Source organism: Phenylobacterium sp., from assembly GCF_030693805.1.
Classification (GTDB): Bacteria; Pseudomonadota; Alphaproteobacteria; order Caulobacterales; family Caulobacteraceae; genus Phenylobacterium.
In genome coordinates, this window is the sequence record NZ_JAUXZW010000002.1 from 25,283 (window position 1) to 37,928 (window position 12,646).

Consider the following 12,646-nt stretch of genomic DNA (forward strand, 5'->3'; position numbering starts at 1 on the left):
CCTGACTAGGAGCGCATGACCATGTCCGATGCCCCGCTGTCCCTCGGCGCCCGCCTCCATCAGCTTGCACAGGCCGACCCCGACGCCGCGATGATCAGCATGGGCGCCGTGACCTTGTCGCGCCGCGAGGTGGACGCCCGCAGCAACCGACTGGCGCGCGCCTTCCAGGCCAAGGGGCTCGGCCAGGGAGATCTGCTGTCGATCGCGCTCGCCAACAGCGTCGACTTCATGGTCGCCGCCGCCGCCTGCTGGAAACTCGGCGCGACGCCGCAGCCGGTGTCCTGGCGCCTGCCGATCGCCGAACTGACGGCGATCGTCGAGTTGGCGCAGTCGTCCTTCGTGCTGTGCGAGCCCGGCGCGGCGACCGGCGACGCGCCGGGCTACACCGTCGACGAACTACTCGCGTCCACTCAGGATGCGGCCCCGCTGCCTGACGCCATCGCCCCGTCCTGGAAGGCGCCGACGTCCGGCGGCTCGACGGGTAGGCCGAAGCTGATCATGGCCAGCACCCCGGGCGTCTACACGCCGACCTTCAACGGCCACTGGAACGTGCAGCCCGACGACATCGCCATCATGCCGGGGCCGCTCTACCACAACGCCCCGTTCGGTTCCGCCGCCCTGTCGATGATGCGCGGCGCGCACATGATCCTGATGCCGAAGTTCGACGCCGAGGCGGTGCTGAAGGAGGTCGAGGAGCGCGGCGCCACCTGGCTCTACCTGGTGCCGACGATGATGAACCGCATCTGGCGGCTGCCGGACGAGGTCCGCAACCGCTACGACATCTCCAAGCTGCGCACGGTCTGGCACACCGCCGCGCCCTGTCCGCCGTGGCTGAAAGAGGCCTGGCTCGACTGGATCGGCCCGGACGTGATCTGGGAGCTGTTCGGCACCACCGAGGCGATCTGCGCGACGGTGATCTCCGGGCGCGAATGGCTGGCCAAGCCGCGCTCGGCCGGCGTGCCGATCTTCGGCGAGATGAAGATCGTCGGCGAAAACGGAGAGACTCTTCCGGCAGGGGAGGTGGGCGAGATCTACGCCCGCCGCGGCGTCGGCGCGCCACCCAGCTATTTCTACCGCGGGGCCCAGACCGTACAAACCGAGGGCGGCTGGGAGACCATGGGCGACATGGGCTACCTGGACGAGGACGGCTACCTGTTCCTCGCCGACCGGCGCGGCGACATGATCCTGGTCGGCGGCTCCAACGTCTATCCGGCGGAGATCGAAGCCGTGCTCGACGAGCATCCGGCCGTGGGCTCGAGCTGCGTGATCGGCCTGCCCGACGACGACATGGGCAACCTGATCCACGCCATCGTGCAGACCAAGGGCGACGTCAGCGCCGAGGACCTACACGCCCACATCGCCTCACGACTGGTCAGCTACAAGCGCCCGCGCAGCTTCGAACTCGTGACGCATGCGCTGAAGGACGACGCCGGCAAGGTGCGCCGTTCGCAGCTTCGCGCCGAGCGGATCGCCGACGCACGCGAGAAGGCTCCAGGCTAGCGCCTCACCCCGACCGGTTCGGCCGGTCGGGCCGGGTCGCTGCGAAGATGGCGACCGCGATCAGCAGCGTGGCGCTCATCGCCGCGCCCATGGAGATCGGCGCGCTCCACGTCGCGATGCTCACCAGGGTGGTGTTGATCGCGCCGATCCCGAAGTGGAAAGCGCCCATCAGCGCGGACACCGATCCTGCGCGCAGCGGGTCATGGGCCATGCCGCCGGCCAGCGCATTCGGCTGGTTGAAGCCCAGGCTGGCGACGACGAAGAACAGGGGGACCATCACGCCCCACATGCCGCCGAACCCAGTGACGGCGTTGAGCAGCATGACCAGACAGATGGCCAGGCTGGCGCGGTTGGCGATCTTCAGCACGAAGCCGGGCGGATAGCGCTTCGCCAGTCGGGCGTTGATCTGGCTGGCGCCGATCAACCCGATGCCGTTCAGGCCGAACACCCAGCCGAACGCCTGGGGCGAGACGCCGTAGGTTCCGATCACCAGGGCCGGCGAGGCCGTCACATAGACGCTCGTCGCGGCGCCGGAGACGGCGCCGGCCAGGACGAAGCCCATCACCCGCCGTTCGCCCAGCAGGATGCGGTAGCTGCGCAAGGGATTATCGGCCCGCGCCAGCGTCGCCGCCGCCTCGGGACGCGACTCCTTCAGCAGGAACGCGGTGATCACGCCCAGCACCGCACCCATGCCGGCGAGCAGCCAGAAGATGGAGCGCCAGCCGCCGCCCAGCAGGATCAGCCCGCCCAGCAGCGGCGCGAGGATCGGCGAGATACCCATCACCAGCATCAGCAAAGAGAAGATGCGCATGGAATCCTGCGGCTCGTAGCGGTCGCGGACCACCGCGCGGGGCACCACCACGCCGACGCAGCCGCCGAGCGCCTGCAACAGCCGCATCGCCGTCAGCATCTCGATCGAGGTGGCCATGGCGCAGCCGGCCGAGGCGATCACATAGACCGCTATGCCCCCCAGCAGCGGCGCGCGCCTTCCGATTCGGTCGGACAGCGGCCCGTAGATAAGCTGGCCCGCGCCCATTCCCAGGAAGAACACCGCCATGGTCCGCTGCGTGGCGCCGATGTCGGTGTGCAGGTCCGTCGCGATCTGCGGCAGGGCCGGAAGGTACATGTCGATCGCCAGCGGCCCGAGCGCCGTCAGCAGTCCCAGCATCAGGATCAATCCGGCGGCAGAGGATCCGCGCTGGGCCCCGGCCGCGCTCAAAGCGGGCGCACGGCGGTCAGGTGGCGCGGCTTGGCCATGACGGTGTCCTGTGGGCTGATGGGGCGCCGACACGGGCCGGCCGGTCGAGACTATAGCGGCCGGCGCGATGCGCCATAAGCCATTGATGAACACACGCGCCTTATCGCTGCTCGCACTCGCTGAGCCGTTCCGCTTCCGGCGCGATTTCGAAGCCGCCTGGGCCTCCCGCTTCGTCCCGCCTGCAATGGTGATCGTGGACTGTCCGGCGCCCTGATTGCGTCTCATTCGCACGTCAGTCAGTCGCCTGCGTCAAAACTCCTACTTCGATCGTATGGGATGAGTGGGAAGGGCGGCGCGCGAATTGCTGAAGCTTCAGCACGTCACACCAAACCGTGCCGCTTTGGATCAAACCCGGGGCGGAACAGAGCATCAACGACTCGACGGAGGTCGCGTGAGCGAAGACGAAGAAGCAGCGTTTCGAGACGCCGAGGCCGCCATCAACGCCGAGCGTCTGGGTCCGACGCGCGCCTATCTCGACACCATGCGTCGCTTGCGCAGCGTCGCCGCAAACAAGCAGGCCGCGAGCGACCAGCGTGACAACGCGCGCCAGCTCGCCGAAGCGCTCAGCCGGCGGCTTCTGGCCGAACTTCGCCTCCACTAGGCGCGCGCCGCCTCAGAGGGCGGTGTCGATACCGCCGCAGTTCGAATTCCCGCCTTCTGCGGACATGGTCTCCTGGACGCGCTCGCGTGAGCGGCTGGACAGGCTTTCGTTCTTGTCCCTAACCTGCATGACGCAGGAGAAGACGATGACGGAGGTCACCTGTCACTGCGGCGCGGTGCACCTGACGGTGCCGCAGGCGCCCACGGAGGTCACGGAGTGCAACTGCTCCGTTTGCCGCCGACTGGGCGCGCGTTGGGCATACTACACGCCATCCGAGGTCAGCGTCGCCCAGGTGGGCTCGACGCATCCCTATGTGTGGGGCGACCGGATGCTGGCCTTCCACCGATGCCGGCGATGCGGATGCGTCACACACTGGCAGAGCCTGAGCGTCCAACCGAGGATGGCGATCAACGCCCGGATGATCGACGGACTGGATTGGACGAAGGTGCGCATACGCCAGTTCGACGGCGACAAGACCTGGGCGTATCTGGAAACGCCGGGCGGCGAAGCCCACATCGCCTGACGCAAGAGCCGGAGCAGCCGGCCAGGAGGAACACATGCGATCCGAGATCGAAGCGACGCTCGCCAAGTGGGTCGAGGCCTATGGCCGGCAGGACCCGGCCGCGCTCGCGGCGCTGTACACGCCTGACGCCCTGTTCTTCGGCGGCAGTGGTGGGCTGTACCGTGGCCAGGACGGCGCGCGCGCCTACTTCAGCGCCATGCCCACGCGGGTCAAACCCAGCATGGTGTTTCGTGACGTGACGCTGATGCCCCTGGGCGAGGACGCCGTGAACGTGGCGATGATCGGCGCCGCCGGCGCAGAGGGCGCCGATCCCCGCGACATCCGCTTCAGCCAGACCCACGTGCGCACGCCCGACGGATGGCGCATCGCCAGCCACCACGGATCGGTCGGCTGACCCGACGCGCGCCCGCGAGCGCAGATTAGGGCCTCAACTAGACTCTGGCGCCAGTTACGGCCAGCAGTCGCGCCGGGCGCCACGATCCTGACGCGGGCGCATGATCTTGCCGGGACCTCGGGCAGAAACGCCAGTTGGGACGCTTCCTGGTGAACGACCTCGGCCATGGGCCGCCTCAGATCCGCTCCACGCGTCTTGCGTCGGTCCGGCGCCGCTACGCGCTGACCGCGGTGGTCAGCGTCGCCTGGCATCTGATGGTGCTGATGGCTCTGGTCTATGGCCGCACCGAAACCCCGCCGCCGCCCGAGCCGGAGCCGATGGTGGTGGCGCTGGTGGACCTGAAGCCGATGGCCGATCCCGTGAAGCCCGACGATCCACCCAGGCCCAAGCCGGTCAAGCCGCCGCCGCCCCGCCCGATCTTCCGCCAGACGCCTCTGCCGCCCCCGCCGGACGTCGTCCCGCTACAGGCTGGCGACGGCCCGAGCGCGGACGGCGATGACGAGATGAGCGATGCGCAGGTCGCCTCCGCAGAGACTGCGGGGTCGGGCGGGGCAGGTCGCGCCTGCAACATGGTGCGGCTGCTGCAGACGGCGCTGCGCAAGGATCCGCTAGTCCGCAACGCGGTCGCCGGCGCTCATCGCGGCAAGGCGCTGAACGTCTGGAACGGCGACTGGGTGCGCCACCGCGGCCAGGAGGGGAACGGGCTGGCGGCGGTCCGCGAGGTGATCATGTGGGAGGTCGGGTTCGCGCCCGAAGCCTGTCGCGCCGAGCCGGTGCGGGGCCTGGTGATGATCTCGCTGGACGACTCGCCGGGCGCGGCGCGCGTCGTGCTGGGATCCGATCGGTGGCGCTGGACCGATCTGTTGTTCGCCCGCGGCGCCGTATCACCCTGACGCGTCATAAGGGGCGCCCGGTCGTGCGCAAACTGACATCGGCGCCCAACTCCGCCTGCTTAAAAGCATAGGCGCGCCCACAAACCGCCGTTTTCGAACACGATGGAGTCGGGCTCCAAAACTTAACGGCGGTTCATAACCGGGACGGAGGAACTTGCATGATCCAGCGTGGGTCGAACGTAATGATCGCGGGGGCGATGTTATTGGGTGTTGTCAGCCTGGGAGGCTGCGCCACCAAGAAATACGTCAACGAGCAGGTCGGCGTCGTATCCACCAGGGTCGCTGACCACGACGCGCGCCTCGCCGGCCTCGACGCCTCGACGCGTCAGGCGATGGAACGGGCCGATGCGGCGGGCAAGCTGGCCGAGGGCAAGTTCGTCTATTCGATGGTCCTGTCCGACGACAGCCTGAAGTTCCCCGCCTCCAAGGCGAACCTCTCGCCCGAGACCCAGGCCAGGCTCGACGCCTTCGCCAGCAAGCTGAAGACCGAGAACAAGAACGTCTACGTCGAGGTCCAGGGCCACACCGACGCCAGCGGCTCCAAGGAGGGCAACTACCGCCTGGGCGCCGAGCGGGCCGAGGCCGTGCGCCGCTACCTGAACCTGCAGGGCGTGCCGCTGAACCGCATCGGCACCATCTCCTACGGCGCGGACGCGCCGGTGGCGCCGAACACCAACCGGGCTGGCCGCCAGGCCAATCGCCGGGTCGTGCTGATCGTCCTGTCCTAAGAGGACACGCGAGCCCGCAGCCTCTTCGGAGGCTGCGGGCCGTCGCGCAGGCCTAGGCTTCAGGCTCGAACCGCACCTGCAGCTTGCCGGCGCGGGGGTTCGCATAGAGGCCGACGATGGCGCTGGGCAGGTTCTCGAAGCCGTCCACGACGGTGTTCACTGGCTTGACCACGCCCCGGCGCATCAGCCGCGACAGGTCGCCCTCCGCCTTCAGGCGCTCGTCGTAGAATTCGTCGACGATCCAGCACTCCGAGCGCATGCGCTTGGCCTTGAGCGCCGCCTCGACGGTCTCGGAGATGCCGAAGTTGCGCCGCAGCGACGGCCGCTGCGCCGCGGGAGCCGCCAATCTGTCGGCGTAGAAGGCTGCGGCCCCGCCGAACGAGAACAGCCGGCTGAACGGATTCATCTCCGCCATCACGGTCTCGGTCAGCTGTCCGCCGACGCCATCCGAGAACACGTCGATCCCGTTGGGAAAGGCCGTTGCGAGCTGCGCCGCGAAATCATCCGCCCGGTAATCCAGGCACTGGTCCGCGCCCAGCGTCTCCACCACCCAGCGGCACCGGTCCACGCCGCCTGCGAACCCGACCACATAGGCCCCCGCGGCCTTGGCGAGCTGCACGGCGATCGAGCCCACCGACCCGCTGGCCCCGGCCACCGCCACGGCGTCGCCAGGAGTGATAGGCCCGCACTCGCGCAAACCGAAATAGGCGGTCATGCCGGATGTGCCGAACATCTCCATCAGCACGTCGGAAGGCCAAGCCTTCACCATCGCCGGGCGGAAGACGTAGTTCCACTGGGAGTTGGCGCCGTTCAGCGCCTTGACCAGTTCGCTGGGCGCGCCGTAGCCGACCGAGGCGCTCTCGCTGCTGACTACCTGATGATCCTGCCAGCCCGCCTGACAGGCGATCACGTCGCCTTCCTTGAAGGTCTTGTCCCGCGACTTCAACACTTCGGCGCAGGCGTAGTTGGAATAGTCGGTGTCTCCGGGCTTGGTCGCGCCATTGGCGATGCGCGCGCGGGTGGCCGAGTGGATGTTGATCAGCTTCACTCGGATCAGCGCCTGGCCGGCCTCGAGCTCAGGGATGGGCGCCTCCTTCAGCGCGAATTGGTCGGGCGTCAGGACATCGTCGACCATCGGCCGATCGAGCACCCATTTGCGGTACGTGTCAGGCATGTGGCGCTCCGTTCAGTGAGACAGGGACTGGTTAGCCGACGTCCTGGGCCAAGCGCGACCCTGTGTTTGGCGAGCGGGCGCGATAGCAAAGGTGCGGCGTCGCGGAAATTCGTTTCGGCGCGTAACGTCTCGGTGTCGGTGGAGTTCTCCACCCCGCGCTCGATGATGACCAACGGCGTGTTCTATGTGAACGGCCGCCTGCGCCGCCAGTTCGGCCTGAACGGCGTGTCGCGCGGAACCCCCGAAGTGCTGAAGCCAGCCTATTGGGCGGTGGCCAAGGCCTGGAAAACGTTGGCCCCGCCAAAGCACAATTTCGAGGCGGCGCACGAGCGTCAGTTCGACGTCGATCTCTCGGCGCCAGACTGCATCCGCTGGCGTCCGGGGTTCGGACCCGCCGCGGCCGCCCAGGCAGCCTGACAGCACTCGCCTGCGCGGTCGAAACCACCTTGCGCACGCGCCTCGATTTGCCGATGACCTGAGCGCGCGCTCCGGGCGCGCCCGAGGAGTTCATCCGATGAAGATCGTCCAGGCCCACGCGCTAGACTCCCTCGACGACTACGCGATGGTCGATGCGCCGCTTCCGCAAGCCGGCGTGGGCGAAGTGCGCATCCGCGTGGCCGCCTGTGGCGTGGGCTACGTCGAGGCGCTGCGCGCGCTGGGCAAATATCAGGTCAAACCGCCGCTGCCCTACACCCCCGGCAACGAGTTTTCCGGCGTGGTTGACCAGGTCGGAGCCGGCGTCACCGACGTGAAGCCTGGCGACCATGTGATGGCGACCTCCGGCGGGGCCTTCGCCGAATTCGTGGTTGTGGCGCGCGAGCGCGTTGACGCCATGCCTTCGGGGCTCAGCTTCGATCAGGCGGCCGGCGTGCGCGTCAATTACGAGACCGCGCTGTTGGCGTTCCGCAACCGTGCGCGGCTGGCGGCGGGCGAGACCGTGCTGGTGTTCGGGGCCGCAGGCGGGACAGGCGTCGCCGCCGTACAGATGGCCCGCGCCATGGGCGCACGGGTGGTCGCCGCGGCCTCCACCCCCGCCAAACGCGAATTCGCCCTGGCCCAGGGCGCGTCCGTGGCGATCGACACGGAGGTCGAGGGCTGGCGTGACCGCCTAAAGGAAGCGACCGACGGCAAGGGCCCGGACGTGATCTTCGATCCGGTGTGTGGGCCGCTGTTCGATCCGGCCTTCCGCTCGCTCGCCTGGAACGGGCGCCATCTGGTCGTGGGCTTCGTCGGCGGACCGATTCCGGCGCTGAAGTCGAACCTGACCCTGCTCAAGGGCGCGGCGCTCGTTGGCGTCGACCTGCGTCAGTTCCTACTGAACGAACCCGAGGCGGCGGCGACCAATTTCGCCGATATCCAGCGGTGGCTCGGCGACGGCACGCTGAACCCGCCGGTGGGAAGGGTCTTCGCGTTCGAAGAGTATCGCGAGGCGCTCGAATTCGCGTTCAGCGGATCGGGCATGGCCAAGACCGTTGTGCGTATCGCTCAGGACTGAGGGTCGACCAGCGGCCGGGCGAGCATCATCGTCAGCAGGCCGGTGATCGCCAGCACGCCCGGCATGTCGGCTCCAACGCCCAGGAACAGCCCGTGCGACTGCACGCCCAGCCAACCGCCGCCGACGATCGTCGCGAGCAGCGCGGGCCATCGCGATCGCCAGGCGAGGCTGGCGGCGGCGATCAGCGTCGGCCAGGCGAACAGGAAGGCGGTCTCCGGCGCCGCGGCCTGGGCGGCGGCCGTGAGCGCGAGGCCCAGCCCGATCAGTCCCAGGCCCGCGCCGCGCGCCGTCCTGGGGGCCAGGCCTGGAAACAGGCTGAGGCCGACGGCGACCATCAAGGCGGCGGCGACGACCGGGTCCAGCCGCCCCGCGGCATGCGTCAGGCCGGCCGAGACGACCATCGCCAGGACCGGCCCGGTCCGCCCCAGGCGTCCGCGACCGCCGGCCATGACCACGGCGAGACAGACGAGTATGAGGCCCGCGGCGGCCTCCATCCAGCCGAGGTGCGCCAAAGCCGTGAAATAGCCCTCGGAACCGCTCGCCGTCCGCCCGGCGATCAGCCCCACCGCTGGCAGCATCACCAGGGCGGCGCAGACGAACCAGACGCCATCGAGCGCGCCACGGCCAATGTCGGACAGCGCCGCGCGGACCGGCAGGCCGCTCCGCGACGCGGCGAATGCTGTCAGTGCGAACGCTGCGCCGAGCACAAGCCATCCCATCGCCGGTGGGTAGGCGAGGAGCGCCCGGCCGAAGACGTCGGCGTAGACCACATCTCGCGTCGGCTGCGGAAGCGAAGGCGCCCGTAACAAGGCGTCAGCGGTCTCCAGGGCCAGGCCGCCGATGTGCTGCACGCTGCCCTGGTCAAGCGCCTGCGGCGTGGCGCTGGACGTATGGTACTGGCCGGGCCGCCCCAGGAAGGCGAGGTTCACGCCGGGCGTTCCAGCATCCTTCGGAAGCGTGAAGTCAGTGCCGTTGGGCATGTGCCGATAGACGAAGACAGCCAGGGAATTGCTGCTCGGGCCGCCCTGGGCGCGGGCCGCCGCTCGCGCGAACAGGGCGACCATCTGGGCGTTTCCCGGCCCGGTCTCGAACATCAGCGCCCGCCCGCCGCCGCCTCGCGCCTCCAGGTTGACCACCGCGCCGACGGCGCCGCGCAGGGGGTGCGCGCCGAAGAACAGCCGCGCGCCGTCCAGATCGATCTCTTCGGCGTCGGTGAGCAGCACGATCAGCGGGCGCAGGGCCGGCCCTCGAGCCTGGATCGCGCGCGCCGCCTCCAGCGCCGCGGCGACGCCGGTGGAATCATCGGCGGCGCCTGGTGAGCTTGGCGTGGTGTCGTAGTGGGCCATGAGCACCACCGCCCTGGCAGCCGGGTCGCGACCTGGCAGGACGCCGATCAGATTGGTGATCTCGCGCGCCCGCTCGTCGCCGCCCATGGCGCCCAGGCGCACGGCTGAAGCCCGAGACAGCGGACCGACCTGGGTGATGGGAACGAGGCCGAGTGCGCGCATCCGAGCGAGCAGATAAGCCTTCACCCTGGCGTGCTCTGTCGACCCGACTGGATGGGGCCGTTGCGCGATCTCGCGGATGTCGCGCATGGCGCGGCCGGCGGAGTAGACGTTAGCCGGGGCGTCGGGCGAGAGCGGCCGTGGCGTTTGCGACGCCGCGAACGCCAGTCCGGCCGCGAGGGCCAGCGCGACTGCGAACCACGTCCAGCGCCTGAGGCTCATGCAACTCGGACCATGTCGGGACGCTGGACGCTGGATCCGATGTCGGCAAGCGGCGCGCGATTTGACGCCCCTGCGTCGAGCGGGCAAGCCCGCCGGGCGGTCACTCAAGGGAGCTCACAATGTCGGATACGGATTTCACCGGTAAGACGGTGCTGGTGGTCGGCGGCTCAAGCGGTATCGGCAATGGCATCGCCCAGGCCTTCAACACGCGCGGCGCCGACGTGCATGTCTGGGGGACCCGGCCCAGCGCCGCCGACTACGCCGGGGATGCGGGCTCCAACCTTGACGGGCTGTCGTACACCGGCGTCGACGTTGGTGTGCGCGCCGCCGTGGATGCTGTGCAGCCGGCGTTCGACACGCTGGACGTGCTGGTCCTTTGCCAGGGCGCGGTGCTGTATCAGCGCGCGGAGTTCGAGCCCGAGGGGTGGGACAAGGTAATGTCAGTCAATCTCGATAGCCTGATGCACTGCGCAAACAAGTTCCGCGCGATGCTGTCCCAGGCCAAGGGGGCGCTGATCACCATCTCTTCGGTATCCGGCTATTGGTCGAACCGGGGCAATCCGGCCTACGCCGCGTCCAAGGCCGGCGCTATCAGCCTGACCAAGACCCTGGGCGAAGCCTGGGCGCGGGAGGGCATCCGCGTGAATGGCATCGCGCCGGGCCTGGTCGAGACGAAGATGACGGCGGTGACCACCCAGGACCCCCAGCGTATGGAGACCATCCTAAAGGGCATCCCACTGCGCCGCGCCGGCACGCCGGACGAACTGGCCGGGGCGGCTCTGTTCCTGGCGTCGCCGCTGGCCGCCTACATGTGCGGTCATACGATCGTGGTGGACGGCGGGCTCTCGATCGTCGGGCGCTGAACTTCGCGGCTCAGCGCGCCGCCAGCAGAGCCTCGTCGGCGGCTCGTTCGCGGGCCTCCGCCGTCACCAGCGCGCGCAGATAGGCCTTGCGGGTCATCCACACGGCGACGCTGGCGATTGGTCCGCCGACCAGGGCGATGGCGGCCATGCCGTAGCCGATCGCGTGCGGTCCGGTGAAGAACCGCTCGGCGATCCAGGCCGCGAGCGGCGGGCCGATGGTGAAGCCGACCAGGTTGTTGGCCATCAGGTAGCCTGCCATCACCCGCCCGCGCATGCGCCCGGGCGTGACGTTCTGGAAGATCATCGGGATCAGCACGGCGCCGGCAGTGGTGAAGAACGTCGCCGCGCCGACCGCCGCCAGCATCACCACGATCGACGGCGTGAGCGCCAGCGTCGCCGCGCAGATCCAGTAGCCGGTGATGCCGATGGTGAAGGCGATGATCAGGGCGTCCTTGCGGCCCTTGCGGCTCCAGGCCTCTACCAGGACCGGCCAGAGGACCGCGCCGATCAGCCCCGTGACCAGACCGACCGTGCCGTAAAGGTAGCCCGCATGCGCCGGCGTCAGGCCATGGGTGCGCACCATCAGGGTCGGCGCCCAGGCCGAGGCGGCGAAGCCGGTCATCGTCAGCATGGCGGCGGCCAGATAGACGTAGCCGTACAGGCCGAACTCCTTGGCGACATAGCCGATGGCCTGGCCCGCCGTGCTGAACTGCTCGTTGGCCGGGGCAGGCGCGCGGACCGGCTCGCGGACCGTCGAATAGAACAGCAGGCCCATCGCGATCCCGGGGAGGCCCACGAACACCAGCGCCAGCCGCCAGGGCTCCATGCCCAGCGCGGCTGACAGGTGCGTGCCAAGGTCCAACGCCGCGCCGCCGATCACGAAGGCGCCGGCGCCCATGAAGGTGCTGACGGCCATGTAGGCGGTCGTCGGCGCGCTGCGTTTCTCGCGCGGGAACAGGTCGGCGATGATCGAGATGGCCGCCGGAGAGAGCACGGCTTCGCCGACCGCGACGCCGGCGCGCAGGATCACCAGGGCGGTGTAGTTGGGCGCAAAGGCCGAGCCGATGGTGCAGACGCTCCACAGCAGCACGCCGAATGTGACCATGCGCACGCGGTTGCTCTTGTCGATCAGATGGGCGAGAGGCAGGCCAGTCAGTCCGTAGACCACGCCAAAGCCCATGCCGAACAACACGCCAAGCTTGACGTCGGAGATCTGAAACGCGGCCGAAAGCGCCGGGGCCAGCAACGACAGGATCAGCCGGTCGATGAACGACATGCAGTAGAGCAGCAGAAGCAGGATCACCGCGTACCAGGCGCTGCGCATGCTGGCGGCGCGCGGTGCGGCTCGGACCTCATGAGTCATCCGGACATCTCCCCGACTTTTATTTTTTGCCTTAGAGTCCGTTTGGAAACTCACGGGTGGGTGGTCCGGCGTAGCAGGTTTCCGCCCATGGCGACGAGGATCATGGCCTGCGAGACGTCGATCCGGG

The 12,646-nt window shown here is 68.9% G+C and carries 13 protein-coding genes; 9 read left to right on the forward strand and 4 right to left on the reverse strand.

Annotation, left to right across the window (positions count from 1 at the left end):
* Positions 1–15: 15 nt before the first annotated feature.
* Positions 16–1,500, forward strand: coding sequence for an AMP-binding protein (locus Q8M88_RS00225; RefSeq protein WP_305593893.1), 1,485 nt, complete (start codon positions 16–18; stop codon positions 1,498–1,500).
* A 4-nt stretch (positions 1,501–1,504) separates the two neighbouring features.
* Here Q8M88_RS00225 and Q8M88_RS00230 read toward each other — a convergent pair whose 3' ends face one another.
* A complete protein-coding gene (locus Q8M88_RS00230) occupies positions 1,505–2,983 on the reverse strand; it encodes a multidrug effflux MFS transporter (protein ID WP_305593895.1) in 1,479 nt (492 codons plus the stop codon).
* 166 nt (positions 2,984–3,149) lie between these two features.
* Here Q8M88_RS00230 and Q8M88_RS00235 point away from each other — a divergent pair, with 166 nt between their 5' ends.
* The 5 genes from Q8M88_RS00235 (at position 3,150) to Q8M88_RS00255 (ending at position 5,897) form a co-directional block, all read left to right on the forward strand.
* Positions 3,150–3,359: a hypothetical protein gene (locus Q8M88_RS00235; RefSeq protein ID WP_305593897.1), complete on the forward strand. Its 210-nt coding sequence runs from the start codon at positions 3,150–3,152 to the stop codon at positions 3,357–3,359.
* A 145-nt stretch (positions 3,360–3,504) separates the two neighbouring features.
* Positions 3,505–3,882: a GFA family protein gene (locus Q8M88_RS00240; protein WP_305593899.1), complete on the forward strand. Its 378-nt coding sequence runs from the start codon at positions 3,505–3,507 to the stop codon at positions 3,880–3,882.
* A 34-nt stretch (positions 3,883–3,916) separates the two neighbouring features.
* Positions 3,917–4,276 (forward strand): SgcJ/EcaC family oxidoreductase, encoded by a 360-nt coding sequence (locus tag Q8M88_RS00245; protein ID WP_305593901.1) that lies wholly within the window; start codon positions 3,917–3,919, stop codon positions 4,274–4,276.
* Positions 4,277–4,425: 149 nt separating this feature from the next.
* A complete protein-coding gene (locus tag Q8M88_RS00250; protein WP_305593903.1) occupies positions 4,426–5,169 on the forward strand; it encodes a hypothetical protein in 744 nt (247 codons plus the stop codon).
* A gap of 158 nt (positions 5,170–5,327) precedes the next feature.
* The gene (locus Q8M88_RS00255; RefSeq protein WP_305593905.1) at positions 5,328–5,897 is read left to right on the forward strand and encodes an OmpA family protein; all 570 of its coding nucleotides are present in this window, start codon (positions 5,328–5,330) and stop codon (positions 5,895–5,897) included.
* A 52-nt stretch (positions 5,898–5,949) separates the two neighbouring features.
* Here the strand turns inward: Q8M88_RS00255 and Q8M88_RS00260 are convergent, their stop codons facing one another.
* Positions 5,950–7,071, reverse strand: coding sequence for an NADP-dependent oxidoreductase (locus tag Q8M88_RS00260; protein ID WP_305593907.1), 1,122 nt, complete (start codon positions 7,069–7,071; stop codon positions 5,950–5,952).
* A 132-nt stretch (positions 7,072–7,203) separates the two neighbouring features.
* Here Q8M88_RS00260 and Q8M88_RS00265 point away from each other — a divergent pair, with 132 nt between their 5' ends.
* Both Q8M88_RS00265 and Q8M88_RS00270 read left to right on the forward strand, forming a co-directional pair.
* A complete protein-coding gene (locus Q8M88_RS00265) occupies positions 7,204–7,488 on the forward strand; it encodes a hypothetical protein (protein ID WP_305593909.1) in 285 nt (94 codons plus the stop codon).
* Positions 7,489–7,585: 97 nt separating this feature from the next.
* Positions 7,586–8,566: an NADPH:quinone oxidoreductase family protein gene (locus Q8M88_RS00270; protein ID WP_305593910.1), complete on the forward strand. Its 981-nt coding sequence runs from the start codon at positions 7,586–7,588 to the stop codon at positions 8,564–8,566.
* Here the strand turns inward: Q8M88_RS00270 and Q8M88_RS00275 are convergent.
* Positions 8,557–10,293 (reverse strand): M20/M25/M40 family metallo-hydrolase, encoded by a 1,737-nt coding sequence (locus Q8M88_RS00275; RefSeq protein WP_305593912.1) that lies wholly within the window; start codon positions 10,291–10,293, stop codon positions 8,557–8,559. The genes Q8M88_RS00270 and Q8M88_RS00275 overlap by 10 nt on opposite strands.
* 119 nt (positions 10,294–10,412) lie before the next feature.
* Here Q8M88_RS00275 and Q8M88_RS00280 point away from each other — a divergent pair, with 119 nt between their 5' ends.
* On the forward strand, positions 10,413–11,156 hold the full coding sequence (locus Q8M88_RS00280) for an SDR family NAD(P)-dependent oxidoreductase (RefSeq protein ID WP_305593914.1): 744 nt from the start codon (positions 10,413–10,415) through the stop codon (positions 11,154–11,156).
* A gap of 10 nt (positions 11,157–11,166) precedes the next feature.
* Here Q8M88_RS00280 and Q8M88_RS00285 read toward each other — a convergent pair whose 3' ends face one another.
* Entirely contained in the window at positions 11,167–12,519 is a 1,353-nt protein-coding gene (locus Q8M88_RS00285) for an MFS transporter (protein WP_305593916.1), read from the reverse strand.
* Positions 12,520–12,646: the final 127 nt, after the last annotated feature.